This is a genomic window from Rhizobium sp. X9, assembly GCF_018873185.1.
Classification (GTDB): Bacteria; Pseudomonadota; Alphaproteobacteria; order Rhizobiales; family Rhizobiaceae; genus Agrobacterium; species Agrobacterium oryzihabitans.
This window is the reverse complement of the sequence record NZ_CP071311.1, coordinates 1,245,629-1,272,138: the sequence shown is the minus strand read 5'-3', so window position 1 is coordinate 1,272,138 and position 26,510 is coordinate 1,245,629. Positions and strand designations below refer to the sequence as shown.

The 26,510-nt window shown below is 59.8% G+C and carries 25 protein-coding genes; 14 read left to right on the top strand and 11 right to left on the bottom strand.

The window, feature by feature from the left end:
- Positions 1-6: 6 nt before the first annotated feature.
- The 3 genes from ccoO to ccoP are packed head-to-tail and all read left to right on the top strand — an operon-like array spanning position 7 to position 1,770.
- Positions 7-738 carry a cytochrome-c oxidase, cbb3-type subunit II gene (gene ccoO / locus JZY08_RS06205; RefSeq protein WP_216331351.1) on the top strand — a complete coding sequence of 244 codons (732 nt, stop codon included), beginning with the start codon at positions 7-9 and terminating at the stop codon, positions 736-738.
- A gap of 12 nt (positions 739-750) precedes the next feature.
- On the top strand, positions 751-903 hold the full coding sequence (locus tag JZY08_RS06200) for a cbb3-type cytochrome c oxidase subunit 3 (RefSeq protein WP_216331350.1): 153 nt from the start codon (positions 751-753) through the stop codon (positions 901-903).
- 3 nt (positions 904-906) lie between these two features.
- Positions 907-1,770 (top strand): cytochrome-c oxidase, cbb3-type subunit III, encoded by an 864-nt coding sequence (gene ccoP / locus JZY08_RS06195; RefSeq protein WP_216331348.1) that lies wholly within the window; start codon positions 907-909, stop codon positions 1,768-1,770.
- Positions 1,771-1,922: 152 nt separating this feature from the next.
- Here ccoP and JZY08_RS06190 read toward each other — a convergent pair whose 3' ends face one another.
- Positions 1,923-2,279, bottom strand: a complete 357-nt coding sequence (locus JZY08_RS06190; RefSeq protein WP_216331346.1) for a VOC family protein — start codon at positions 2,277-2,279, stop codon at positions 1,923-1,925.
- Between the two features lie 11 nt (positions 2,280-2,290).
- Positions 2,291-2,695, bottom strand: a complete 405-nt coding sequence (locus tag JZY08_RS06185) for an SRPBCC family protein (RefSeq protein WP_216331345.1) — start codon at positions 2,693-2,695, stop codon at positions 2,291-2,293.
- A gap of 119 nt (positions 2,696-2,814) precedes the next feature.
- Here JZY08_RS06185 and ccoG point away from each other — a divergent pair, with 119 nt between their 5' ends.
- The 5 genes from ccoG to gndA all read left to right on the top strand — a co-directional run bounded on the left by ccoG (position 2,815) and on the right by gndA (position 8,918).
- Positions 2,815-4,398, top strand: a complete 1,584-nt coding sequence (ccoG, locus tag JZY08_RS06180; RefSeq protein WP_216331343.1) for a cytochrome c oxidase accessory protein CcoG — start codon at positions 2,815-2,817, stop codon at positions 4,396-4,398.
- A complete protein-coding gene (locus tag JZY08_RS06175; RefSeq protein ID WP_137037577.1) occupies positions 4,395-4,895 on the top strand; it encodes a FixH family protein in 501 nt (166 codons plus the stop codon). The genes ccoG and JZY08_RS06175 overlap by 4 nt, the downstream gene beginning before the upstream one ends.
- Positions 4,892-7,183, top strand: a complete 2,292-nt coding sequence (locus tag JZY08_RS06170) for a cation-translocating P-type ATPase (RefSeq protein ID WP_216331341.1) — start codon at positions 4,892-4,894, stop codon at positions 7,181-7,183. Before JZY08_RS06175 ends, JZY08_RS06170 begins: the two co-directional genes overlap by 4 nt.
- Complete coding sequence (gene ccoS / locus JZY08_RS06165) at positions 7,180-7,338, top strand: cbb3-type cytochrome oxidase assembly protein CcoS (RefSeq protein WP_003495970.1); 159 nt, start codon at positions 7,180-7,182, stop codon at positions 7,336-7,338. The genes JZY08_RS06170 and ccoS overlap by 4 nt, the downstream gene beginning before the upstream one ends.
- A 149-nt stretch (positions 7,339-7,487) precedes the next feature.
- Positions 7,488-8,918, top strand: coding sequence for an NADP-dependent phosphogluconate dehydrogenase (gene gndA, locus JZY08_RS06160; protein ID WP_003495972.1), 1,431 nt, complete (start codon positions 7,488-7,490; stop codon positions 8,916-8,918).
- Positions 8,919-8,985: 67 nt separating this feature from the next.
- On the opposite strand, the gene JZY08_RS06155 is transcribed toward gndA, so the two are convergent.
- The 3 genes from JZY08_RS06155 to JZY08_RS06145 all read right to left on the bottom strand — a co-directional run bounded on the left by JZY08_RS06155 (position 8,986) and on the right by JZY08_RS06145 (position 13,107).
- On the bottom strand, positions 8,986-9,312 hold the full coding sequence (locus JZY08_RS06155) for an RcnB family protein (protein ID WP_216331339.1): 327 nt from the start codon (positions 9,310-9,312) through the stop codon (positions 8,986-8,988).
- A 178-nt stretch (positions 9,313-9,490) separates the two neighbouring features.
- Positions 9,491-10,522: an L-glyceraldehyde 3-phosphate reductase gene (gene mgrA, locus JZY08_RS06150; RefSeq protein ID WP_216331337.1), complete on the bottom strand. Its 1,032-nt coding sequence runs from the start codon at positions 10,520-10,522 to the stop codon at positions 9,491-9,493.
- A 119-nt stretch (positions 10,523-10,641) separates the two neighbouring features.
- Entirely contained in the window at positions 10,642-13,107 is a 2,466-nt protein-coding gene (locus JZY08_RS06145) for a glycoside hydrolase family 2 protein (protein ID WP_216331335.1), read from the bottom strand.
- Between the two features lie 498 nt (positions 13,108-13,605).
- Here JZY08_RS06145 and JZY08_RS06140 point away from each other — a divergent pair, with 498 nt between their 5' ends.
- The gene (locus tag JZY08_RS06140) at positions 13,606-14,658 is read left to right on the top strand and encodes a LacI family transcriptional regulator (RefSeq protein WP_137037571.1); all 1,053 of its coding nucleotides are present in this window, start codon (positions 13,606-13,608) and stop codon (positions 14,656-14,658) included.
- Positions 14,659-14,853: 195 nt separating this feature from the next.
- On the opposite strand, the gene znuA is transcribed toward JZY08_RS06140, so the two are convergent.
- Positions 14,854-15,840 carry a zinc ABC transporter substrate-binding protein ZnuA gene (gene znuA / locus JZY08_RS06135; RefSeq protein WP_216331333.1) on the bottom strand — a complete coding sequence of 329 codons (987 nt, stop codon included), beginning with the start codon at positions 15,838-15,840 and terminating at the stop codon, positions 14,854-14,856.
- Positions 15,841-15,944: 104 nt separating this feature from the next.
- On the opposite strand from znuA, the gene znuC reads away from it, so the two are divergent.
- The 3 genes from znuC to zur are packed head-to-tail and all read left to right on the top strand — an operon-like array spanning position 15,945 to position 18,077.
- The gene (znuC, locus tag JZY08_RS06130) at positions 15,945-16,865 is read left to right on the top strand and encodes a zinc ABC transporter ATP-binding protein ZnuC (RefSeq protein WP_216331331.1); all 921 of its coding nucleotides are present in this window, start codon (positions 15,945-15,947) and stop codon (positions 16,863-16,865) included.
- A complete protein-coding gene (gene znuB / locus JZY08_RS06125; protein ID WP_137037568.1) occupies positions 16,858-17,676 on the top strand; it encodes a zinc ABC transporter permease subunit ZnuB in 819 nt (272 codons plus the stop codon). The genes znuC and znuB overlap by 8 nt, the downstream gene beginning before the upstream one ends.
- Complete coding sequence (zur, locus tag JZY08_RS06120; protein WP_003495988.1) at positions 17,673-18,077, top strand: zinc uptake transcriptional repressor Zur; 405 nt, start codon at positions 17,673-17,675, stop codon at positions 18,075-18,077. The genes znuB and zur overlap by 4 nt, the downstream gene beginning before the upstream one ends.
- Before the next feature lie 48 nt (positions 18,078-18,125).
- Here the strand turns inward: zur and JZY08_RS06115 are convergent, their stop codons facing one another.
- Entirely contained in the window at positions 18,126-18,659 is a 534-nt protein-coding gene (locus JZY08_RS06115; RefSeq protein WP_137037567.1) for a gamma carbonic anhydrase family protein, read from the bottom strand.
- Between the two features lie 36 nt (positions 18,660-18,695).
- Positions 18,696-19,385, bottom strand: coding sequence for a fumarylacetoacetate hydrolase family protein (locus JZY08_RS06110; protein WP_216331329.1), 690 nt, complete (start codon positions 19,383-19,385; stop codon positions 18,696-18,698).
- 135 nt (positions 19,386-19,520) lie between these two features.
- On the opposite strand from JZY08_RS06110, the gene dusA reads away from it, so the two are divergent.
- Positions 19,521-20,531, top strand: a complete 1,011-nt coding sequence (dusA, locus tag JZY08_RS06105; protein ID WP_216331327.1) for a tRNA dihydrouridine(20/20a) synthase DusA — start codon at positions 19,521-19,523, stop codon at positions 20,529-20,531.
- Between the two features lie 6 nt (positions 20,532-20,537).
- On the opposite strand, the gene JZY08_RS06100 is transcribed toward dusA, so the two are convergent.
- Together JZY08_RS06100 and uvrA are read right to left on the bottom strand one after the other, a co-directional pair.
- Entirely contained in the window at positions 20,538-21,338 is an 801-nt protein-coding gene (locus JZY08_RS06100; RefSeq protein WP_216331325.1) for a DUF72 domain-containing protein, read from the bottom strand.
- Between the two features lie 161 nt (positions 21,339-21,499).
- The gene (gene uvrA / locus JZY08_RS06095; protein ID WP_216331324.1) at positions 21,500-24,421 is read right to left on the bottom strand and encodes an excinuclease ABC subunit UvrA; all 2,922 of its coding nucleotides are present in this window, start codon (positions 24,419-24,421) and stop codon (positions 21,500-21,502) included.
- Positions 24,422-24,685: 264 nt separating this feature from the next.
- Here uvrA and JZY08_RS06090 point away from each other — a divergent pair, with 264 nt between their 5' ends.
- On the top strand, positions 24,686-25,267 hold the full coding sequence (locus JZY08_RS06090) for a single-stranded DNA-binding protein (RefSeq protein ID WP_167377432.1): 582 nt from the start codon (positions 24,686-24,688) through the stop codon (positions 25,265-25,267).
- A gap of 64 nt (positions 25,268-25,331) precedes the next feature.
- Here the strand turns inward: JZY08_RS06090 and JZY08_RS06085 are convergent, their stop codons facing one another.
- On the bottom strand, positions 25,332-26,480 hold the full coding sequence (locus JZY08_RS06085; protein WP_216331322.1) for an HPP family protein: 1,149 nt from the start codon (positions 26,478-26,480) through the stop codon (positions 25,332-25,334).
- Positions 26,481-26,510 lie beyond the last annotated feature (30 nt).

Here is a 26,510-nt window from a genome sequence, read left to right as displayed (position 1 = left end):
GGGCCGATGTCCATACTCGACAAACACGGCGTCATCGAACGCAACGCTACACTCCTCTTGGTCGGCTCCCTGCTGGTCGTCTCCATCGGCGGCATCGTGGAAATCGCCCCGCTCTTCTATCTCGAAAACACCATCGAGAAGGTGGAGGGCATGCGACCCTATACGCCGCTGGAGCTCGCCGGGCGCAACATCTACATCCGCGAGGGATGTTACGTCTGCCACAGCCAGATGATCCGGCCGTTCCGCGACGAGGTGGAGCGTTACGGACATTATAGCCTGGCGGCGGAATCCATGTACGACCATCCGTTCCAGTGGGGCTCCAAGCGCACGGGCCCGGACCTCGCGCGTGTCGGCGATCGTTATTCGAACGAATGGCATGTGCAGCATCTGGCCGATCCGCGCTCGGTGGTGCCGGAATCGATCATGCCCTCCTATGCGTTCCTCAAGACCACGCCGCTGAAGATCACCGATATCTCGATGGAGCTGAAGGCTAACCGCGCCGTCGGTGTGCCCTATAGCGACGAGATGATCGAGAAATCCGCCACCGATCTTGCCGCCCAGGCTGACCCGAATGCGGATTCGTCGGAACTCCTGGCGCGTTATCCGAAGGCGAAGGTGGGCGATTTCGACGGCGATCCGACAAAGCTTACCGAAATGGATGCGCTGGTTGCCTATCTGCAGATGCTCGGCACACTGGTCGATTTCTCGACCTATGACGATGCCGCCGGATATCGGTGAGGAGGCGAAACGATGGAAACCTATACGGCCATGCGCCACTTTGCCGATAGCTGGGGTCTGCTTGCCATGACCATGTTCTTCGCCGGCGTCGTCATTTTTACCCTTCGTCCCGGATCGAAAAAAGCCGCGGATGATGCCGCCAGCATTCCGCTCAGGGAGGACTAGGATATGTCCGAGAAACACATTGATGACATTAGCGGCGTCGAAACCACCGGCCACGAATGGGACGGTATCCGCGAGTTGAACAACCCCATGCCACGCTGGTGGGTCTGGACCTTCTACGCCACCATCATCTGGGCAATCGGCTATACCATCGCCTTTCCGGCATGGCCGCTGATCAACGGCGCGACACAAGGCTTGCTCGGCTGGAGCAGCCGCGGCGAGATTGCCGCCGATATGGCTGACGCGAAGCAGACGCAGAGCGTTTACGTCGACAGGATCGCCAGCTCCTCACTCGCCGAAATACAGGCCGATCCGACCCTGAGACAATTTGCCCTTTCCGGCGGTGCCGCCGCTTTCAAGGTCAATTGTATCCAGTGTCACGGTTCCGGTGCCGAGGGCGGGCAGGGTTATCCCAACCTCAACGATGACGACTGGATGTGGGGTGGGAGCGTCGAGGATATCTATACGACGGTGAAGCACGGCATTCGTTTTGCCGACGATGCGGATACACGCGCTTCGGAAATGCCGGCCTTCGGCGACATCCTCAAGTCGGACGAAATCCGCGAAGTCGCCGCCTATGTCGTCAGCCTCACCGGTACCCCCTCCAATCCGGCGCTGGTGGAACCGGGCAAGCAGCTTTTCGCTGATAATTGCGCCTCGTGCCACGGTGAGGATGCCAGGGGTAATCGGGAATTCGGCGCACCCAACCTTGCCGACGCCATCTGGCTGAAGTCCCATGGCGAAGAGGGCATTGTCTCGCAGATACGTTCGCCGAAGCACGGCGTCATGCCCGCCTGGGGTGCGCGTCTCGGCGATACCACCGTCAAGCAGCTTGCGATCTTCGTGCATTCGCTGGGCGGTGGTGAGTGATTGCTAAACAGGAAAAGGAAAGGGCCGCGTGATGCGGCCCCGGCCCAAGACGAATAACTAACCTTCCCACATACTCTACGTCATCCTCGGGCTTGACCCGAGGATTGACGGAAGAGAGGTTTCGATAGACGGGCCGCGATGCGGCCCTTTTCTTATCGATCCGACCAGACGGCCAGCTCGTATCCATCAGGATCGGTGAAGTGAAAGCGGCGTCCGCCGGGAAAGGCGAAGATCGCGACGCTGATCTGTCCACCGGCTGCCTCGACGCGCCGTTGCATATCCTCGATATCGGCGGCGTAGAGAATGACAAGCGGCCCGCCCCTGGCGGAGACCGGTGCTGTGGTGGTGAAACCGCCGGTCAGCCGGCCGTCGGAAAATTCGCAATATTGTGGGCCGTAATCCTTGAAGGACCAGCCGAAAGCGCCGCCGTAAAATTCCTTACTACGCTCGATATCGGTCACATTGAATTCGACGTAATCGATCCGCCGGTCGTTCGTATTCGTGGTCATCATTTTCTCCATCATTCCGTTTCGAGCAGCGACTTTAATGTTTCGAGGTCTGCCCGGACCATCTGCGCATCCCGTTCGAAATCTTCGTCCGTCATGCCCGGAAGGCGAAGCAGCGTGAAGCTGACTTCAGCGCCGCTGCCATTCGGCGTCACCCGCAGCGCGTTATAGACCTTCAGGCCATCGGGCAATGTGACGACATGGTCTACCACGCCGAATTCGTTTGTCGGCGCGAAATTGACGCGCACTTCACCGAGCGGCCCGCCATCGGCTATCCAGTCTTCGCCTTGCGGTCTGAGGCCGCCTGCAAGACCGGCGGCCCAACGCGGCATGGTCTGCGGATCGGACGTGAAATCATAGACATGGCTCCACGGTTTTTCGATCGACAGATGAACGATTCTCGACTGCATGACAGGCATCGCATCCTCCTTTGCGGTGCAGTCCTCTCACTGCGCCACTTTGTCGTCGCTTGATGTAAGTCAAGGATGTTTTGCCGGTGAGATGGGAGAAAGCAAGGAGATAAAAATGGACTCCTGACATGAACATCTATCGCGCCGGACAAGATCGCCCGCAACAGCCCGTTGAAAGGCTGGAGGCGGAAGCCGTCAATTCGGCAAAGACGCGCAAACCCCTCTATGAAGCGCGCAAGAAGATTTTTCCCAAGCGGGCCGAGGGCCGGTTTCGCCGGTTCAAATGGCTGGTGATGCTCGTTACCCTCGGCATCTATTACCTGACGCCGTTTTTGCGCTGGGACAGGGGACCTTACGCGCCCGATCAGGCGGTGCTGATCGATATCGCCAACAGGCGCTTTTATTTCTTCTTCATCGAGATATGGCCGCAGGAGTTCTTTTTCGTTGCCGGATTGCTGGTGATGGCGGGGCTGGGGCTGTTTCTCGTCACCTCCGCGGTGGGTCGCGCATGGTGTGGGTATACCTGTCCGCAGACCGTCTGGGTGGACCTGTTTCTGGTCGTGGAGCGGGCGATCGAGGGTGACAGGAACGCCCGCATGAAGCTGGATGCCGCGCCCTTCACATTCGAAAAGCTGCGCAAACGCGTCCTGAAACATGCGACCTGGCTGGTGATCGGCGTTCTGACCGGCGGCGCCTGGATCTTTTATTTTGCCGACGCGCCGACGCTGGCGATGGAGTTCATGACCGGGCAGGCGCCGATGATCGCCTATTCGACCGTCGCCATCCTCACCGCCACGACCTACGTTTTCGGCGGGCTGATGCGGGAGCAGGTCTGCACCTATATGTGTCCCTGGCCGCGTATCCAGGCGGCGATGCTGGATGAGAATTCACTGGTCGTGACCTATAATGACTGGCGCGGGGAGCCACGCTCGAGACACGCAAAAAAGGCCGCCGCAGCAGGGGAGAGCATCGGCGACTGCGTCGATTGCAACGCCTGCGTGGCGGTCTGTCCCATGGGCATCGACATCAGGGACGGCCAGCAGCTGGAATGCATTACCTGCGCGCTCTGCATCGATGCCTGCGACGGGGTGATGGACAAGATCGGCAAGCCACGCGGGCTGATCGCCTATGCGACGCTGTCCGAATACCAGTCCAACATGGCGCTCGCGACCGACAACGGCCGGCACGCGATCCGTCCCGCCAATGTGCGCGATGAGGACGGCAGTTTCAAAAACAGCATTCGCCATTTCGACTGGCGCATCGTCTTCCGTCCGCGCACGCTTCTTTACACGGCGATATGGGCTGCCGTCGGCATCGGCCTGCTGGTGGCGCTGGTGACGCGCGAGCGGCTGGCGCTCAATGTCCTGCATGATCGCAATCCGCAATATGTGCTGGAATCGAGCGGCTCCATCCGCAACGGCTACACGGTCCGCATCCTCAACATGGTGCCGCAACCGCGCACGATAAGCCTGACCATCGAGGGCATTCCGAATGCGGTGATGAAGATCAACGGCGTGCCGGATGCAGCCTCACGCAGCTTCGAGGTGATGGTGGAGCCGGACGAGGCGACGACGCTGAAGGTCTTCGTCACCCTGCCGGGCGGCGATGTGGCGCGGGCTGCGGAAAATTTCGAATTCATCGTCAGCGATACGGGCGGCCATGAGACGGCCCGTTACGATGCCGTCTTCAACGCTCCGGGAGTGAAGAAATGACAACCAATAAAAGCCAGGCATCCGGCTTCGTTTTCACCGGTTGGCATATGCTCGGCGTGATGGTGCTGTTCTTCGGCACCATCATCACCGTCAACATGGTGATGGCGTGGAATGCCGTTACCAGCTGGAGCGGGCTGGTGGTTCCCAATACCTATGTCGCCAGCCAGCAGTTCAACGCCAAGGCCGAAGCCGCCAAGGCAAGGGCTGCGACCGGCATCAAGGGCAAGCTGGTGGTGGATGAAAACACCGTGCGCTACGAGGTGTTTCATCCCGATACCGGCCGTGTCGATACGGATACGGTGACAGCGCATTTCCGCCGTCCGGTCGGCGAACATCAGAATTTCGACATGGAGCTGACGCCGGTTTCCACCGGTGTCTTCACCGGCGCACACGATATGCTGCCCGGCCAATGGATCGTTGAAGTCACTGCCGTCAAGGACGGCAGGATCATCGTGCACGAGGGCACGCGGATCGCCGTCATCCGGGGGCGCAAATGAGTTGCTGCGCACCCGGAACGGAAGGAGCGATACAACTTGGCGAGCCGGTCAACCCACCCTCATCAGAGGAGCTGATGCTGGCAAGCCGCGATCTGGGGCAGGGGCTGCGCCAGACCGACCTCAGCGTGCCGGGCGTTTATTGCGGGGCCTGCATCACCACCGTCGAGACCGCGCTCCGCCGTCTGCCGCAAGTGGAACAGGCGCGTGTGAACCTGTCGTCCAAACGGGTGGCGATTGTCTGGAAGGAGGAGATCGACGGCATCAGGACTGACCCCGCCGATCTCGCCCGTGCGATCCTTGAAACGGGTTACCGCACGCATCTTTTCGCGAGTGGACAGGATGCCTCCGACGCATTGCGCTCGCAACTGATCAGGGCGGTGGCGCTCTGTGGCTTTGCTTCGGCCAATATCATGCTTTTGTCCGTGTCCGTCTGGTCCGGGGCCGATGCGGCGACGCGCGATATGTTCCACTGGATATCGGCGATGATCGCCGCGCCGGCGCTGATCTATGGCGGGCGTTTCTTTTATCAGTCGGCGTGGAATGCGCTGAAGCATGGCCGCACCAATATGGATGTGCCGATTGCGCTCGCCATCACGCTTTCCTATGCCGTGTCGCTTTGGGAAACCATTCATCATGGCGAACACGCATGGTTCGACGCAACCGTATCGCTGCTGTTCTTCCTGCTGATCGGCCGCACGCTGGATCACATCATGCGCGACAGGGCGCGTTCGGCCATTGCCGGCCTGGCCCGGCTTTCGCCGCGCGGCGTGACCGTGGTCGGTGAGGACGGAACGCGGGAATATCGTCCGCTTGCCGATGTGCTGCCCGGCATGGCGATTGCAATTGCCGCGGGTGACCGCGTGGCCGTGGATGCGATGGTCATCAGCGGCAGCAGCGATCTCGACATGTCCATCGTCAACGGCGAAAGCGCGCCGCGCCGGGTCGAGGCGGGCGATCTGCTTCAGGCCGGTACGCTCAATCTCACCGGTTCGCTGACGGCGCTGGTGACCGCATCGGCAAAGGATTCGTTTCTCTCCGAAGTGATCGGGCTGATGGAGGCGGCGGAAGGCGGACGGGCGCGTTACCGGCGCATCGCAGACCGCGCCGCGAGCTATTATTCGCCCGTTGTGCATCTTCTTGCTCTCGTGACCTTTCTTGGATGGGGCATTTTCGGCGGCGACTGGAAGCAGGCGATGCTGATTGCGATTGCGGTCCTCATCATCACCTGCCCCTGCGCGCTTGGTCTCGCCGTTCCGGTGGTGCAGGTGGTCGCGGCAGGGCGGCTCTTCCGGCATGGCATCATGGTCAAGGAAGGCTCGGCGATGGAGCGGCTGGCCGAAATCGACACCGTGCTGTTCGACAAGACAGGCACACTGACGGTTGGAAAACCGAAGCTGGTGGAAACCGGCGATGTGAAGCCAGCAACGATGGCGATTGCCGCCGGCCTCGCTGCCCATTCGCGCCACCCGCTGTCTAAAGCCCTGCATGCCGCCTATGCCGGAACTTTACCGGTCTACGATGCGGTGCGTGAAATTCCCGGTTCCGGCGTCGAGGCAAAGACGGCGGCGGGAACCTATCGGCTTGGCAATCACCGGTTTGCCTGCCCGCAAGACACACAGCCGGAAAATGACGATGCGCGCTCGGAAGTGGTGCTCTCGCTCGACGGCCGGCATCTGGCGACGTTCGGTTTCGAGGACAATCCGCGACCCGGTGCAATGCAGGCATTGCGCGGCCTATCTGCGCGGGGACTGGTGCAGGAAATCGTGTCCGGCGACCGGGCAGCCGCGGTCAAAGCCATGGCGCATCGTCTGGGGATAACCAAATGGAACGCGGACCTGTCGCCGAAAGACAAGGCGGGGCGTTGTGCGGCGCTGGCAGGCGAGGGTCGAAAGGTACTGATGGTGGGTGATGGCATCAATGATGCACCTGCGCTTGCCGCTGCCCACGTTTCCATGGCGCCTGCCACCGCCGCCGATATTGGTCGGCAGGCCGCCGACTTCGTCTTCATGCATGAGGATCTCAGTGCCGTTCCCGTCGCAATCGAGACATCGCGTCTGGCCGGACGGCTCATCCGGCAGAATTTCACTCTTGCCATTGGTTATAATGTCATCGCCGTGCCGATTGCGATTGCCGGTTACGCAACGCCGATGATCGCGGCCATCGCCATGTCGACATCGTCGCTGATCGTCGTTGCCAATGCCCTGCGTCTTGCAGGAACGGCCGAGCCAGTTTCGAGGAATGAGGCGGTGATGACGGAATTTACGGGCGAGGGGGCGCAAGCGGCATGAACATGCTGATCTATCTCATCCCCGTCGCACTGTTTCTTGGTGCGCTCGGGCTCTTTGCCTTTCTCTGGTCGGTGCGATCAGGGCAATATGAGGATATGGATGGGGCGGCCTGGCGGGCGCTCGATGACGGAGACGACCGGCCGCGTTCTTCCTAGCGGTGTTCTGAGCTTGCCCCGACCTGTCGCAAATATGCAAAGCTGATTTGCGTCATCAAAATTTAATCGTTTCAGTCGCCCCTAGCCTTGCCGTTTGTTCATTACAGTGCCACAACACGACCACCTAAAAGCAAGATGGAGGCACATCCGTGGAACAGGCAGAAATCGGTTTGATCGGTCTCGGCGTCATGGGCTCGAACCTGGCGTTGAACATTGCGGAAAAGGGCAACAAGATTGCCGTATTCAACCGAACCCCGGAAGTTACACGAAAATTCTACGCTGACGCTGGCGATCTGCAAGGCCAGATCATTCCATGCGAAACCATCGAGGAATTCGTCGCCGCCATTCGTCCTCCTCGCCCGATCATCATCATGATCAAGGCCGGCGATCCGGTTGACCAGCAGATGGAAATCCTGAAGCCGCACCTCTCGAACGGCGACATCATGATCGACGCGGGCAATGCGAATTTCCGCGATACGATCCGCCGTTTTGATAACCTCAAGGACAGCGGCCTGACCTTTATCGGCATGGGCGTATCCGGCGGTGAAGAAGGCGCGCGCCATGGGCCGTCGATCATGGTCGGCGGCACCGAGGATAGCTGGAAGCGCGTCGAGAAGGTGCTGACCTCCATTTCCGCCAAGTATAATGACGATCCGTGCGTGGCATGGCTCGGCAATGACGGCGCCGGCCATTTCGTCAAGACCATCCACAACGGCATCGAATATGCCGATATGCAGATGATCGCCGAAATCTACGGCATCCTGCGTGACGGCCTGAAGATGAGCGCAGTCGAAATCGCCGACGTGTTCGCTGAATGGAACAAGGGCCGCCTCAACTCCTACCTGATCGAAATCACCGAGAAGGTTCTGCGCGCCGCCGATCCGATCACCGGCAAGCCGATGGTCGATCTGATCCTCGACAAGGCCGGCCAGAAGGGCACCGGCAAGTGGTCGGTCATCGAAGCGCAGAATATGGGCGTCGCCGCAACCGCCATTGAGGCGGCCGTGGCTGCCCGCATCCTCTCCTCGCAGAAGGACGAGCGCGAAGCTGCCGAGAAGATCTTCGGCCTGCCGACCGTCGCAGCAACGCCTGCTGACAGAAAGGCCTTCATCGCCGATCTGGAAAGCGCGCTTCTGGCCGCCAAGGTTGGTGCCTATGCACAGGGCTTCGCAATCATGTCTGCCGCATCGAAGGAGTTTAACTGGAACCTGCCGATGCCGACGATTGCCCGCATCTGGCGCGCTGGCTGCATCATCCGCTCGGAATTCCTCGATGAGATCACCTCGGCCTTCACCAAGGACCCGCATGTGGCCAACCTCATCGTGACGCCTGCCTTCTCCGGCATCGTCAAGGACACCGACGCTGCTCTGCGCCGTGTCGTTTCCTACGCGGTTCTCTCGGGTCTGCCTGTTTCGGCTCTCGCTTCGGCTCTTGGCTATTTCGACGCCTATCGTCGCGCCCGTGGCAGCGCCAACCTCATCCAGGCGCAGCGCGACTTCTTCGGTGCACATGGTTTCGAACGCACCGACGGCGTCGACAAGCCGCATGGCCCGTGGGGTAGCGGCGCCGACATTTTCTGATCGGCTAAAACGATAGACGACAAAAGGCCCGCGCAAGCGGGCCTTTTTCATTTCATCGAGGCCTGGATTAGCGTGCGGCAGCGAGGCCAACGATCAGGCCGCTGACGGCGTTGATGAGCAGGAACTGGTTGTCGACGCGCACCCAGCGCTGGTCGCGGCGCGGCTCGGCAAGACGGTAGCGACGATAATCGCGGCGGTCGACCGTGTGGCGGCGTTCGCCCACAGACAGGCGCTGGCCGCGATCCCAGCGGTGCTTCTTGACGATGACCTTTTTGGTGGTGACCTGACGCTCGACGGTAACGCCGCGATGGCGATCGTCGTGACGGCTCTGGGCCTGGGCCATCGGAGCAGCAAGAACAGTGGCGGCCAGAAGAATGGTTACGAACTTTTTCATGAATGTTTCCTCTCGTGTTTCGATGAGGAGAACTTACGAATAAACGAATGAACGGAAACTGAATTTAAAATTACATTTATGTAATGGTTGTTAATGCTTAGGGGCGGAAGTTAATCTTTCGTTTTGAGTTTATCGAGTGGGTCGGACCGCCCGGAATAACCGGGCGGTCGCTTCTTCATCAAACGCGTTCGGCGGATTTTGCCCAGAGGTTGATGTCCGCATCCCTGGCGTAACGGTCGATTTCCGCAAGCTCCTCTGCGGAGAAATCGGGATTATCGAGCGCCTTCACGCAATCCTCGACCTGCTCGACACGGCTGGCGCCGATCAGTGCCGAGGTGATGCGGCCGCCGCGAAGCACCCAGGCGATGGCCATCTGCGCCAGCGTCTGGCCACGCCGTTCGGCAATGCTGTTGAGCGCGCGTATGTTTTCGACATTGCGCTCATTGAGGAAGGCCGGGTTGAGCGACTTGCTCTGCGATGCACGGCTGCCGTCCGGCACGCCGCCGAGATATTTCGTCGTCAGCATGCCCTGCGCCAGCGGAGAGAAGACGATGGAGCCGATGCCCAGATCTTCCAGCGTATCAACGAGACCGTCTTCCTCGATCCAGCGGTTGATCATGGAATAGCTCGGCTGGTGGATGATGCAGGGCGTGCCGAGGTCCTTCAGGATGACGGCGGCCTCGCGGGTGCGCTTCGAATTGTAGGACGAGATGCCGACGTAAAGCGCCTTGCCGGATCGCACGATCTGGTCCAGCGCGCCGCAGGTTTCTTCAAGCGGCGTATTGGGGTCAAAACGGTGGGAATAGAAGATATCGACGTAATCCAGACCCATGCGCTTCAGGCTCTGGTCACAGGAGGCGATCAGATATTTGCGGCTGCCCCATTCGCCGTAAGGGCCGGGCCACATATTGTAACCGGCCTTGGACGAGATGATCATCTCGTCGCGATAACCGGCAAAATCCGTCTTTAGAATTTCGCCGAAGGCGGTTTCGGCGCTGCCGGGCGGCGGGCCGTAATTGTTGGCGAGATCGAAATGGGTAATGCCGAGATCAAAGGCGCGGCGGCAAATGGCCTGCTTCGTCTGGTGCGGCGTGTCGTTGCCGAAATTGTGCCAGAGCCCGAGCGAGATTGCCGGTAGTTTCAGGCCGGTCTTTCCGCAATGATTGTATTTCATGGATTTGTATCGGTTTTCGGCCGGTTGCCAAACCATGGGTCTTCCTCCACTTGCTGATGACTGGTTGCGGAGAACCCGCAACCCTTTGAACCGATGAAGACAGGCGCGGACGCCTGCTTTCTCGAGGGGATGGTTAAGCCTTTCGACGCATGGTTTCAATGCGAGGATTGGCAGGTATGAAGATCGAAGATGCGGAAATGCGGCTGAGCGCCGCCCGCCTTCGGCGTGAAGATGATGCGGCGCGTTTCGCCGGCCGAGAGATCGAACAGATTGTCCGAATAACGCCCGGGCTGATCGGCTTCCAGCATGACGAAGAGGGCGAGCCCCGTGGCCGTGACATCAATCTCGAACTGGCCGTTTTTCAGCGTGCTGACCGAAAAGGTCAGGCCGGCGGGCTGAAGCTCCAGAGCCTTGTAGGTGTCGCGCACATGGTGTCCTTCGCCGGTCATGCCGTTGGAGGCGATGAAGTTCCAGGCAAGGATCGCGCCATCAGGCAGGCTGTCCATGTCTATTTCAGTCAGCGCGACAGCCTTTTCCGTGCCGCAGGTGCCGTTGGCGGATTTCAGCGGCACGCGGGTACCGTCCAGATTGAGGGCAACGATATTCATGTCGATCTCGACATCTTCCGTCGTGTCGTTGACCATGGAAAAGCTCACCCGGCGTCCATCTTGCGAGGGAATGGCCGAGACCGCGACCGGCTGGAAGAAACGGCGGGCGGCATAATGCAGCGCTTTCCAGCCGCCGCCATAATCGAGGCTCGACCATGAGGCGACCGGCCATGTGTCGTTGAGCTGCCAGTAGAGCGTTCCCATGCAATGGGGTTTCAGCGAGCGCCAGTAATCGACCGCCGTGCGGATGGCCAGTGCCTGCTGAACCTGGCTCAGATAGACGAAATTTTCGAAATCCTTGGGGAAGCGGAAATAGCGGAACATGGTGCCGGCTATCCGCTCGTTGCCGCCGACATTCTTCTGGTGCAGTTCGATCACCGGGGAGGCGATGTTCATGTCCTTCTCTTCCGCATAGGTGCGGATGACGGGCATGGATGTATAGGACTGGAAACCGAATTCGGAGCAGAAGCGCGGCTTCACCGAACGATAATTATCGAACGATTTGTTTTCGTGCCAGACGGACCAGTAGTGCATGTCGCCGGAACCATCCGCATGCCAGGCGTCGCCATAATCGAGGTAGCCTGAAGCCGGGCTGGAGAGCCACCAGAGCGCTTCCGGGGCGGCTTTTTTCAGTGCCCGTTCGATGGTGCGGTTCAGGCGGTCGTAGGCCACGAGATATCGGTCGCGATTGTTGCGGGGCTCTTCGAACCAGGTCAGCGCGCCCACCAGCTCGTTGTCGCCGCACCAGAGCGCGATGGACGGGTGCGAGGACAGGCGTTTCACCTGATAGTCGACCTCGTGTTCGACATTGTCGAGAAAGTCCTCGCTGCAGGGATACAGGTTGCAGGCGAACATGAAATCCTGCCAGACCAGAAGGCCGAGACGGTCGCAAAGATCGTAGAACCAGTCTTCCTCATAGAACCCGCCGCCCCAGACGCGGATCATGTTCATGTTGGCCTCGACTGCCGAACATAAGAGGTCCTCGGTCTTTTCCCGGCTGGTCAGCGAATAAAGCGCATCGGCGGGGATCCAGTTGGCGCCACGGCAGAAGATTTCCCGGCCGTTGATGCGGAAGGCGAAGCGGCTGCCGGCCTCATCCTTGTCCGTCAGAAGCTCGATCGTTCTGAAGCCGATCTGACGAGTGACTGTTTCATCCGGCAGTTCCACCGTCAGCGTGTAGAGCGTCTGCTCGCCGCTGCCCGCCGGCCACCAGAGTGCCGGATTTTCCACGAAGAAGACGTGGCGCACTACCGTCTCGCCCGCACCGACTCCGCAATCGAGCCGCAGCCTGTCATCGTTGAGGGAAAGATAGAGCGGCAGGCTCGCGGGGCCTTCGGCAAACAGCGTGACGGCCACATGCAGCTCGACGCCGCCTTCGACGTGGTGCTGGGAGGTGACGACATGTTCGACACGGGCCGTATCGAGGCGCTTCAGCAGGATTTTCCCGTAAAGGCCGAACGGCGCAATCGCGATGTTCCAGTCCCAGCCGAAATGGCACTGCGGCTTGCGCAGCATGTTGCCGTTGGCAATCGGCGAGTTGCCTGGGTGATAGGGAACATAAAATGGCTGCCGCGCCTGCCGTTCCACGCCGGCGGCGATGTTGGAATGGAAGTGGATGCGAACGGTGTTTTCACCGGGCCGCAATGCGCGCGATACATCGGGACGGTAACGGCGGAAGCAATTGTCTGAACTCAAAACCGGGACATCGTTGACGAAGACGATGGCGACCGTATCGAGATAGTCGATATCGAGATACCAGCTGGCATCGGCATCATCGAGGATGAATGTCCGCTCGATGATCCAGTCGCGCTCTGCGACCCATTGCACCGCATGTTCATTGGCGCCGTGATAGGGGTCGGGGATGATGCCGGCATTTTTGAGTGCGCTATGAATATCGCCGGGGACGGAAAGTTCGGTCGCATGGTCTCCTTCCACGGATGCCAGGCGCCACGGCCCGGCCAGATCGATAACGGTTTCGGGCGTGGAGGAAGAAATCATGATCGGACCCTGCATTATACGAATTCGAAGCGGATGGGCCTGCATTGTGATGCAGGCTTGTGTCAGAATCTGGGGAAGATGGATGCCCGCACGCCGGCTGCTGCCAGCTCGCATGGCCTGACGATCTCCTCCCTCCGGCAACGTTACCGTAAAACAATCGTTCCGTCATGCCTTCGGAATGAAACTTCCCGAGGTCGGGGCGTCTGCGGATGAGATTTGGTACCCAGCAAGGAAGGGAGCTTTATTAGAGTCCGTCTTTATTATTATAAATCAGATGTTTTTGTAGGTTTTATAATCTGGATTATAAGAATTTTTCCCTGCGCAATGGTCGTCATTCTGCGGCTCCCATTCGGAAATGCATTACCCGCGTCAGGAGAATTTTTTCGAACCTATATCGTTGTAGCCACAATCTGCGGTGCAGGGATTGGGCACGTAGGCGGCCTCTGACGTTTGCCTTTGCAACAGCGCAAAAGCTATCTATGATTACCGTTCGGTAAAGCGTGGCGAAATGACATGAACGATACAGGCAAATCCGGCAGGGGCGATACGCCCGCCACGACGGGCGAACGTCCGACCTTGAAGACCATCGCCTTCATGACGGGTCTGGGTATCACCACCGTGTCGCGCGCGCTGAAGGATGCTCCGGATATCGGGGCTGAAACCAAGGAACGTGTGCGGCTGATCGCCCGTCAGATCGGCTACCAGCCGAACCGCGCCGGCGTGCGCCTGCGCACCGGCAAGACCAATGTCATCGCTCTGGTGCTGAGCGTGGACGAGGAATTGATGGGTTTCACCAGCCAGATGGTGTTCGGCATCACCGAGATACTGTCCGCGACGCAATATCACCTGGTCGTCACCCCCCATACCCACGCCAAGGATTCCATGGTGCCGATCCGCTACATTCTTGAGACGGGCTCGGCGGATGGGGTCATTATCTCCAAAATTGAGCCGAACGATCCGCGCGTCCGACTGATGACGGAGCGCAACATGCCCTTCGTTACCCATGGGCGGTCCGATATGGACATCGAACATGCCTATCACGATTTCGACAACGAGGCCTATGCCTATGAGGCCGTCGAGCGGCTGGCGCAATGCGGGCGAAAGAGGATCGCCATCATCGTGCCGCCATCGCGCTTTTCCTTCCATGATCACGCCCGCAAGGGTTTCAACCGGGGAATCAGGGATTTCGGCCTCTCCGAATTTCCAATCGATGCCGTTACCATTGAAACGCCGCTGGAGAAAATCCGTGATTTTGGCGAGCGGCTGATGCGGTCGGACGATCGTCCTGATGGTATCGTTTCCATCAGCGGCAGCAGCACCATTGCGCTCGTGGCGGGTTTTGAGGCGGCCGGTGTCAGGATCGGCGAAGATATCGACATCGTGTCGAAACAATCCGCCGAATTCCTGAACTGGATCAAGCCGCAGATCCACACCGTCAACGAAGACATCAAGCTGGCGGGCAGGGAGCTTGCCAAGGCCCTTCTGGCGCGCATCAGCGGCGCGCCGCCGGAAACGCTGCAAAGCGTCAGCGGGCCAGTCTGGTCGGAGATGGCGCCGAAGCCCTAACTAGCCGCTCCGCATTTCGACCTCGTTGCGCTTTTTCACGATTACCTTCCGTCATGGCGGACTTGATCCGGCATCCAGCCAGCCCAGGTTCTTGGGCTGAAAAGAGTCTTTTCTCCGCGCAGACGCGCGTCGGCTGGATTGCGGCTCAAGGCCCGAATGACGGAGGCGGAGGACTACCGCTCGCCGTTAAACGCATCAGGACAGGCAATCCTTCAATGAGCCGGCAATGCCGCGCATCAGCTTGAAATAGAGATCGGGACCGGGTTCCAGCGTGGCCGCTTCGGGATCAAGCGTCGCAGACTTTGCCGCCGTGCCTTCGGTGATGACCGAGATCAGTTTCGGCTCGAATTGCGGTTCGGCGAAAACGCAGGTCGCGCCAAGTTGGCGGACCTTTTCCTGCATTTGGCTGACGCGATCCGCGCCGGGCACGGTTTCTGGGCTGACGGTGATCGATCCCGCCGTCTTCACGCCGTAACGGTGCTCGAAATACTGGTAGGCGTCGTGGAAAACGATGAAGGGCTTGTCCTTCACCGGTTTGATCGTGTCCGCGATCTCGGTGTCCAGCGCGTCGATGTCATCGATCAGCTTTTTCGTATTCGCCTGGTAGATCGCGGCATTGCCGGCATCGGCCGTGATCAGCGCGGTTTCGATCTCCTGGGCCATGGCCTTGGCATTGGCGGGATCCAGCCAGAGATGCGTGTCATATGCGCCGTGTTCATGGTCGTCATGACCATGGTCGTTTCCATGATCATGGGCGCCTGCCTCTTCGGCATGGCCCTCATGTTCCCCGTGGCCTTCCTCGCCGTGGTCATGCGCCTCGAAAGGGCCGCCTTCACGGAATGGCAGTTTTTCCAGCCCCTTGGCGTCTTCCAGTTCAACAACCGTTGCCTTGCTGGCAAGCGCCTCCAGCGGCTTTTGCAGGAAGGCTTCCAGTCCCGGTCCGACCCAGAAAACCAGATCGGCCTTTTCCAGCGTGCGGGCATTGGATGGCCTCAGATTATAGGTATGCGGTGAGGCCGCGCCATCGACGATCAGCTGCGGTTCGCCCACACCTTGCATGATCGCCGCGACGAGGGAATGGACGGGCTTGATCGAGACCACGACATTGGGCGCGGCTGTGGCGCCGGAAGCGGCTGCCGCTATTGCCACCGATGCCATGAGCGGGATCAGGATCGATTTCATGAAATGCACTCCACTTGAAGAAGTATAGTTATGTTATTACATTTATTGCGTAACTCTATAACGTATGCAATAGCGGTAAGCAACATCGCCGATCGGACAATCCCATGCTTCATTCCGCCCCCAAGGGTAACGAGATACTGGTTTCCCTTTCCAATGCCGGCGTGCAGCGCAACGGCCGCTGGCTTGTGCGCGGCGTGGAGTTTTCCGTCAGCAAGGGCGAGATCGTCACGCTGATCGGTCCCAATGGTTCGGGAAAATCCACCAGCGCTAAAATGGCCATCGGCGTGTTGAAGCCGAGCGAAGGCGAGGTGTCGCGCATTGCTGGTCTGAGGGTCGGTTATGTGCCGCAGAAGCTTTCCGTGGACTGGACCATGCCGCTTTCGGTGCGCCGGCTGATGACGCTGACCGGGCCGTTGCCCGCGTGCGAAATCGATGCGGCGCTGAATGCCACGGGCATCTCGCATCTGGCCAATGCGGAAGTGCAGCATCTCTCCGGCGGCGAGTTCCAGCGCGCGCTTCTGGCCCGTGCCATTGCGCGGAAGCCGGATCTGCTGGTTCTGGACGAACCCGTTCAGGGTGTCGATTTCTCGGGCGAGATCGCGCTCTATGAATTGATAAAAAATATCAGAAATTCAAGTCATTGCGGAATTCTGTTAATCTCGCATGACCTGCATGTGGTGATGGCTGAAACCGACACCGTCATATGCCTGAACGGCCATGTCTGCTGCCGCGGAACCCCGCAGGCCGTGAGCCAAAGCCCGGAATATATGCGTCTGTTCGGTGGCGCTGCGGCCAAGGGCCTTGCCGTTTACAGCCACCATCACGATCACACCCATCTGCCCGATGGCCGGGTGCAGCATGCGGATGGCTCGGTGACCGATCATTGCCACCCCGATGACGGCCACCATCATGATCACGCGCATTCTCATGCCCGCGATCATGACGACCACGGCGAATGCGGTTGCGGCCATGAGCATGACGGCCATACCGCTTCAAACCATCAGCAGGGAGAGCGGCATGTTTGACGATTTCTTCGTTCGCGCCATGGTCGCGGGCATCGGCGTTGCTCTCACCGCCGGTCCCCTCGGTTGCTTCGTCGTCTGGCGGCGCATGGCCTATTTCGGCGATACGATGGCCCATTCGGCGCTGCTTGGTGTGGCGCTCTCGCTGCTTTTACAGCTCAACCTCATTGTCAGCGTCTTTCTGGTGGCATCCGCCGTTTCGATCCTGCTGATCTTTCTGCAGCGGCGGCAGGCCCTGTCCGCCGACGCGCTTCTCGGCATATTGTCCCACTCGGCGCTTGCGATCGGTCTGGTCATCGTCGCCTTCATGAGCTGGGTGCGCATCGATCTCGTCTCGTTCCTGTTTGGCGATATTCTGGCCGTTACCCGCAGCGACATCGCGTTGATCTGGGGCGGCGGGCTGGTGGTTGTCGTCTCCATGGTCTTCCTGTGGCGGTCGCTTCTGGCCTCTACCGTCAATAACGAGTTGGCCGAGGCGGAGGGGCTGAACCCCGAACGCGCCAAGCTCATATTTACCCTTTTGATGGCGCTGGTGATCGCCATCGCCATGAAGGTGGTCGGCATCATGCTGATCACATCGCTGCTCATCATACCGGCGGCGACCGCCAGACGCTTTTCGGCCACGCCCGAGGTGATGGCAGTTGTCGCTTCGCTGATCGGCGCGGTTGCCGTCATTGGCGGCCTGTTCGGCTCGTTGACCTATGATACGCCATCCGGGCCGTCCATCGTAGTTGCCGCCGTGATCCTGTTCGTTATAAGCCTGTTGCCGGCGCCGGGTTTTTCCCGCTCCGCGGATGAAGGAGGCAAGTCATGAATGCGCAGAACCTTACCAAGAACCAGTCGCTGGTCATGAATGCCCTGTCGAATGCCCATGCACCGCTCAGCGCCTATATGATCCTCGACAAGCTGCGCGACGATGGTTTTCGCGCGCCGCTGCAGGTTTACCGGGCGCTGGAGAAGCTTGTCGAATACGGTCTCGTGCATCGGCTCGAAAGCCTCAACGCGTTTGTCGCCTGCACCCACACCGAGGCCGAGTGCTGCTCGCACCACCATGGAACGGTGGCCTTTGCCATTTGCGAATCCTGCGGGCAGGTGACGGAGTTCCACGATCACGAGATCGATCATCGTCTTGAGCGCTGGGTGAAGGACAGCAAGTTCAAGGCGGAAAAGACCACGATCGAAATTCGCGGTCTCTGCGCCGCCTGCGCGGCCTAGGTCGGACGCGCCTTTAACGAGGGGTGAGCATTGCTGCTCGCCGCCCTCTTATTCTTCGATGATCGCCAGATCCTTCGAAAAACGCTTCCAGTTCTCGATGTATTTTTCCGCCGAGCGGCGAAGGCCGGAAACGGCCTCTTCATCAAGCGTCCTGACGGCTCTGGCCGGTGATCCGACGATCAGGGAATTGTCGGGAAATTCCTTGCCTTCCGTCACTAACGCATTGGCGCCGACCAGGCAGTTGCGGCCGATTTTGGCGCCATTCAGGATCGTAGCGCCCATGCCAATAAGCGAATTGTCGCCGATGGTGCAGCCATGCACGATGGCGTGGTGGCCGATGGTGCACATTTCGCCGATCGTTGCGGCAAAACCGGGATCGCTATGCACCATCGCGCCTTCCTGAATGTTCGTTCCGCGCCCGACACGGATCGGTTCGTTATCGCCGCGTAGCGTTGCACCGAACCAGATGCCGACATCCTCACCGAGTACCACCGAGCCGATGACATTCGCATCGGGCGCTACCCAATAGCGGTCCGGGGCTGGGGTTTGCGGCACCCGGTCGCCGAGGCGATAAAGCGGCATGGCAGTTTCCTCCTCTGGATTATTCGCCGAAGATGATCAGGCGACGGTGACGGACAGGGTGCCGACACCCTCCACGCCACATTCGATGCGGTCACCGCGCACGATGGGGCCGACGCCCGCCGGCGTGCCGGTCATGATGACGTCGCCGGCGGCAAGCGTGAACAGTTTGGAAAGCTCGGCAATCACCTCCGGCACCTTCCAGATCATCTGGGCAAGATCGCCCGTCTGCTTGCGCTCACCATTCACATCGAGCCAGATCGCGCCCGTGGCAGGGTGGCCGATCTTTTCCGCCGGAACGATGGCGGAGACCGGCGCGGAATATTCGAACGCCTTGGCGCCTTCCCAGGAGCGTCCCATCTTCTTCAGGCCGTCCTGCAGATCGCGGCGCGTCATGTCGATGCCAACGGCGTAACCCCATACGTGGTTCAGCGCTTCGCTTGCCGGAATATCTGCGCCGCCGCTTTTCAATACCACGACACATTCGACCTCGTAATGCACGTTCGAAGACAGCGAAGGGTAGGGGAAATCCTGGCCTACGGGCAGGAGATTGTCCGGGTTCTTCTGGAAATAAAAGGGTGGCTCACGCGAGGGATCATGGCCCATCTCGATGGCGTGATCGGCATAATTGCGGCCGACGCAATAGACCCGCCGCACGGGGAAGGTGTCACCTGTGCCTTCGACAGGCAGAAGAACGGGTTTCGGGGCGGGGATGACTGTCGTGGCCATGGGATTTCCTGTCGTCTTTTAAGGTGCAATTCTTGTCCCAAGATTCCGGGGCGATTTCCAGTTCAAAATGGCGTCGATCGCAAAACTGGCTTTTTGCCGCCCTTTGCTATAGAAGCCGGCGCAAAGAGGTTACCCATGTATAGACAAGCGCTTGCAAACGGCGAAAAAATCTTCGCCGTGGCCCCGATGATCGATTGGACCGACACGAGGTGCAGATTTCTGCACCGGCAATTGTCGAAGCGCGCGCTGCTTTATACGGAAATGATCGTCGCTGACGCCATCATCCATGGTCAGCGCGACAGGCTGCTCAGCTATCACCGCCAGGAACATCCGGTGGCGCTGCAACTGGGGGGATCAGATCCGGGCAAGCTCTCGGAGGCGGTGCGGATCGCCGGTGACTACGGCTATGACGAGATCAACCTCAATGTGGGCTGCCCTTCGGACCGGGTGCAATCCGGCACTTTCGGCGCCTGCCTGATGCGCGAGCCGGAGATCGTGGCGCAATGCGTGGCGGCGATGAAGGCTATTGCGAAGGTGCCGGTCACGGTGAAATGCCGCATCGGCGTGGACGATCAGGAGCCGGAAGCGGTGCTGCCGGATTTTTTGGCGCGCGTTGTCGCTGCCGGTGCGGATGCCATCTGGATCCATGCGCGAAAAGCCTGGCTGCAGGGGCTTTCGCCGAAGGAAAACCGTGAGGTGCCGCCGCTCGATTATGATCTCGTCTATCGCATGAAGCGGGAAAATCCCGACATCTTCATCGGCATCAATGGCGGCATCGCCGATCTCGATCAGGTTTGCGGCCATCTACAGCATATGGATGGCGTGATGCTTGGCCGCGCGGCCTATCACAACACGTCCATCCTTGCCGATGTCGACCATCGCATCTATGGCGAAGAAGCCCGGCAACCTGACTGGATGGGGTTGCGCGACGCCATGATGGCCTATGCGGCTGACTATATCGCGGCGGGCGGGCGTCTCAACCACGTCACCCGCCACATGGTCGGCCTGTTTCAGGGCATGCCGGGTGCGCGCCGCTTCCGGCAAATCCTTTCCAGCGACGCTACCCGGCCAGGGGCCGGAACCGAGGTGATCGAGGCGGCTTTCGCAGCCATCGATTTCAACCCGACGAAAGAGCTGGCCGGCTGAAGGGGCTCAGACCGCTTTTTGCAGCGCCTGCGCACCGTTCGGTGCATTGACCTTGCCACCGGTGATGAAGAAGGCGAAGACGTCGCGCGGGGTCTTTTCGACTTGTCTGTCGGGCGCGATCAGCGGCAGGTCATCGGGCACGCCGCCCGCGGCGTAGGTCTTGACCCGTTTTGCCCAATGATCGATCCCGGCCTTCGGGTAGCAGGTCTCGATATCGTCTTCGCCCTTTTGCAGGCGGCAATAGACGAAATCGGCCGTCACATCCGGCAGCATCGGATAGTCGTGATGATCGGCGCAGACGACGGCGACCTTATGTTTTTCCAGCAGTTCGATGAATTCCGGCACCTGAAATGTCGGGTTTCTCACTTCGACCACATGACGAAGGCGGATGCCGTCCTGTTTTTCGGGCAGCAGCGCCAGAAACGCACCGAAATCATCCGCGTCGAATTTTTTTGTCGGTGCGAATTGCCAAAGGATCGGGCCGAGATGGTGGCCAAGTTCCGTCAGACCCTGGGTCAGGAACTTCGTCATCGATTCGCCAGCCTCGGCCAGAACCATGCGGTTGGTGACGAAGCGGCTTGCCTTCAGGGAGAAGATGAAATCCTCCGGCACGTCTGCCGCCCATTTGGCGAAGGTCTCGGGTTTTTGGCTGCTATAATAGGTGCCGTTCACCTCGATTGCCGTCAATTGCCGGCTGGCATGTTCGAGCTGGCGTTTTTTCGGTAGTTTTTCCGGATAAAACGTGCCTTCCCACGGCTCGAAGGTCCAGCCGCCGATACCGGTGCGGATCGTGCCTGATGTCGACATATGCTGTTCCTCCCAATTCTAGACGTTTTCTTTTCAACGTCGCTCTTGACGTCATCCTCGCCCTTGAGGCGCGGATCCATGTTTTCGGCGGCTGTGGATCCTCGCCTCAAGGGCGAGGAGTACGGAGGGAAAGAGGCCGTCCCGGCGGCAATATCCGGGAATTACTCCGCGGCCTCACGTTTTCCCGCCGGCCGGCGTTCCAGAAGTTCTTTCAGGAAGTGACCGGTATAGGATCGCTCGTTCTTGACGATGTCTTCCGGCGTGCCGGTTGCCACCACTTCGCCGCCGCCCGTGCCGCCCTCGGGGCCAATATCGATGATCCAGTCGGCGGTTTTGATAACTTCGAGATTATGCTCGATCACCACGACGGAATTGCCCTGATCCACCAGCGCCTGCAACATTTCCAGGAGCTTGTTGACGTCATGGAAATGGAGACCCGTCGTCGGTTCGTCGAGAATGTAAAGCGTGCGGCCTGTCGAGCGTTTCGACAGTTCCTTGGCGAGCTTGACGCGCTGCGCCTCGCCGCCGGAGAGCGTATTGGCCTGCTGGCCGACCTTGATGTAACCGAGGCCGACATCGAAAAGCGATTGCAGCTTGTCGCGCACTGCCGGAACGGCGGCGAAGAATTCAACGCCTTCCTCCACCGTCATATCCAGCACATCGGCGATGGACTTGCCCTTGAAGGTCACATCGAGCGTCTCGCGATTATAGCGTTTGCCGTGGCAGACATCGCAGGTGACGTAGACATCCGGCAGGAAGTGCATCTCGATCTTGATGACGCCATCGCCCTGACAGGCCTCGCAGCGGCCGCCCTTGACGTTGAAGGAGAAACGGCCCGGCGCGTAACCGCGCGCCTTCGCCTCCGGCAGACCGGCGAACCAGTCGCGGATCGGCGTAAATGCACCGGTATAGGTGGCGGGGTTGGAACGCGGGGTACGGCCAATCGGCGACTGGTCGATGTCGATCACCTTGTCGATGAATTCGAAACCGTCGATGCGATCATGTTCTGCCGGAATCTCACGCGCGCCCATCACCCGGCGCGCCGCCGATTTATAGAGCGTTTCGATCAGGAAGGTGGATTTGCCACCGCCGGAAACCCCGGTAACGGCAGTGAAGACACCAAGCGGCACCGCCGCAGTCACATTCTTCAGATTGTTGCCGCGTGCGCCAAAAACCTTGATCTCGCGGCCCTTCTTGGGCTTGCGGCGCTCGGCCGGCACGGCAACGCCGAGTTCGCCGGAAAGATATTTGCCGGTCAGCGACTTCGGATTGGCCATAACCTCCTGCGGCGTGCCTTCGGCGATCACCTGGCCGCCATGAATGCCGGCGGCGGGGCCGATATCGACGACATAATCCGCCGTCAGAATGGCGTCCTCGTCGTGTTCGACCACGATGACGGTATTGCCGATGTCGCGCAGATGTTTCAGCGTATCGAGCAGGCGGGCATTGTCACGCTGGTGCAGGCCGATGGACGGCTCGTCGAGAACATAGAGGACACCTGTCAGGCCGGAGCCGATCTGCGAAGCCAGACGGATGCGCTGGCTTTCACCGCCGGAAAGCGTGCCGGAATTACGCGACAGGCTGAGATAATCCAGCCCGACATCATTGAGGAAGCGCAGGCGCTCGCGGATTTCCTTGAGGATGCGGACTGCAATCTCGTTCTGCTTGGCGTTCAGGGTTTCCGGCAGGGTCTCGAACCAGTCGCGCGCCATGCGGATCGACATCTGGGTGACTTCGCCGATCTGCAACCTGTTGATCTTGACGGCGAGCGCTTCGGGTTTCAGGCGAAAACCCGCACAGGCCGGGCAGGGGGCGGCCGACATATAGCGTTCGATTTCCTCGCGCGCCCAAGCGCTGTCAGTCTCTTTCCAGCGGCGCTCCAGATTGGGCACGATGCCTTCGAAATTCTTCACCGTCTTGTAGGAGCGAGCGCCGTCCTGATAGTTGAATTCGATCTTGTCATCGGTGCCCTGAAGGATGGCGTGCTGTGCCTCCTTGGACAGATCGGACCATTTGCTCGAAAGCTTGAAACCGAAGGCCTTGCCGAGCGCTTCCAGCGTCTGGTTATAATAGGGCGAGGACGATTTGGCCCAAGGGGCGATTGCGCCGTCGCGCAGGGTGCGGGCCGGTTCGGGCACGATCAGATTTTCATCCACCTTCTGCTGCGAGCCAAGGCCGTCACAGCTGGGGCAGGCGCCGAAGGGATTGTTGAAGGAGAAAAGCCGCGGCTCTATCTCCGGAATGGTGAAGCCGGAGACGGGGCAGGCGAATTTTTCCGAAAACAGCACACGCTCATGGGTCTCGTTGAGCGACTTGTTGGCGGAGCCGCCAGCCGCTGTCTCTTCCGGCGGCAAGGGCTTGTCGGCGAATTCGGCAACCGCCAGACCGTCGGCGAGCTTCAGGCAGGTCTCGAGACTGTCAGCGAGACGCGCCGCCATATCCGGGCGCACGACCGCGCGGTCGACCACCACGTCGATATCGTGTTTGTATTTCTTGTCGAGGGCCGGAACGTCGGCGATTTCGTAGAACTGGCCATCCACCTTGACGCGCTGGAAGCCCTTCTTCATGAGATCGGCGAGTTCCTTCTTATATTCGCCTTTGCGGCCGCGCACCATCGGCGCGAGAATATAAAGGCGCGTGCCTTCCTCGAAAGCGAGGATGCGATCCACCATCTGGCTGACGGTCTGGCTCTCGATCGGCAGGCCGGTGGCCGGCGAATAGGGAACGCCGACACGCGCAAACAAGAGGCGCATATAGTCGTAGATTTCCGTGACCGTTCCGACCGTGGAGCGCGGATTGCGCGAGGTGGTCTTCTGCTCGATGGAAATCGCCGGCGACAGGCCGTCGATCTGGTCGACATCCGGCTTCTGCATCATTTCGAGGAACTGGCGCGCATAGGCCGAGAGGCTCTCGACATAACGGCGCTGGCCCTCGGCATAGATCGTGTCGAAGGCAAGCGATGACTTGCCCGAGCCGGAGAGCCCGGTCATGACGATCAGCTTGTTGCGCGGCAGATCCAGATCAATGCCCTTGAGATTATGCTCACGGGCACCACGGATGGAAATCGTCTTCAGTTCACTCATGACAAAGCTCGGACAAAAATAACAGGCTTGATGGCGGCGCGCCCTTATGTAGTGACGCAGCCGGACGTGTCGAGGTCTATTCCCTATAGTCGGCGGCTTTTCGGCTCACTTGACTCGAATTTCACGATTCAATAGAACAAAAAAGGAACAAATAGCAAGTGCGAATATCCCTTTGGGGTGCTCAAGATTATTCGCTGTGGATAGTTCCCCTGTTGCGGTGCCTTTTAATGCCCGTGGCGGTTATTGTGTGCCGAATTTTTTGAAATGCAATTGCCGGTCATGATGGCCGGCGGACAGGATGACGAGATGGCTGGTAGCGTAAACAAGGTAATTCTGATCGGAAATGTTGGCGCCGATCCCGAAATCCGCCGGACCCAGGACGGCCGTCCGATCGCCAACCTGCGCATCGCCACCTCCGAAAGCTGGCGGGACCGCAATAGCGGCGAGCGCAAGGAAAAAACCGAATGGCACACGGTCGTTGTGTTCAACGAAGGCCTGTGCAAGGTCGTCGAGCAATATGTGAAGAAGGGCGCCAAGCTCTACATCGAGGGCCAGTTGCAGACACGCAAGTGGCAGGACCAGACCGGTAACGACCGTTACTCCACCGAAATCGTGCTGCAGGGTTTCAACTCCACGCTGACCATGCTTGATGGTCGCGGCGAGGGCGGCGGCGGTGGCCGTAGCGGCGGCGGAGACTTCGGCGGCGGCGATTATGGCAGCGGCGGCGGTGGCAATTACGGTGGTGGCTACGACCAGCAGTCGTCGTCGCGCGGCGGCTCTTCGCGTGGCGGCGGCCAGCCCTCCGGCGGCTTCTCCAACGACATGGACGACGATATTCCGTTCTGAGCGGACGGCGAATGAGAGAAGGCGGGCGTAGCGAAGCTGCCGCCCGCATTGAGGTTGCGGCTGTTTATGCCGCAGCCTTATCCGCCAGCATCGCGACCATGACATCGGATTGCGATATAATGCCGACCATCTTGCCGTTGGCGTCGATCACCGGCAGGTAATGCAGCCCTTCTTCCGCAAAGCGGATGATGGCCTCCTCGATTGCGGTTTCAGGCCGCACGGTTCTGACCGGCGATGTCATGATGTCTTTCACGGTATCGTTGGGGGCGCTTGCCCCTGTAAGGATAAGACGCAGCCGCTGCAGGAAACCGATGTAGGGGCGGCCGTTTCTCCAGCTCGCCTTTTCCAGAAAATCCGTCTGGGTGACGATGCCGACGATTTCGGCGCGGTCATTGGTGACAGGCAGCGCCTTGAAATGACGGTTGCGCATCAGCGCATGGGCGTGGCGCAGGCTATCATCAGGGGCGACGCCGACGACATCGCGTGACATGATGCTTTCGCAATCGAGATGAAGGGCGCGACGACGCCAGGAGCGCAGTTCGGTCCTGCGCAGGATGGTCTCGAGATCGTCGCGGTCTATATCCAGAATCTCGTCATATTCCTTCAGCACCTCATCGAGATCGGTCGAGGAAAAGCCGATTTTCTGAATTGGCGTCGGGTCTGCCGTCCCATGGCTCGCCTTTCCCAGCTTCAGACCGTGAGGATAGGCGCGGCCGGTGGCATTGTTGTAGGCGAGTGCGAGGGCAAGAAGGATCAGCGAGTTTCCGGCGACGGGCCAGAGGAGAAAGCCATAACCGAGGCTGTGCACGGCGGGGCCGCCAAGAACAGCCGTCAACGCCACCGCGCCGCTTGGCGGGTGCAGGCAGCGCAGCGCCATCATGGCGGCAATGGCAAGGCCGATGGCGAGCGCGCTGGCAAGGAAGACATCCGGGACGAGAAGCGCCACCGTCACGCCCACGAAAGCCGAAACGAGATTGCCGCAGAGGATGGACCAGGGTTGCGCCAGCGGGCTGGAGGGCACCGCGAAGAGAAGCACCGCGGAGGCACCCATCGGCGCGATCATGGCGGGCAGGGTGGGGTCGAAGCGAAAAGCGAGGCTGCCCAGAAGCCCGGTCAGCAGGATGCCGACAAAGGCGCCGGTTGCGGCACGCAACCTTTCCCTGTGACTGACGGGAGCGGCATCCGGGATGAGGCGGCGCAGCGTGGAACGCATGGAGAAAACTTTCGAATCCGAAGAACACAC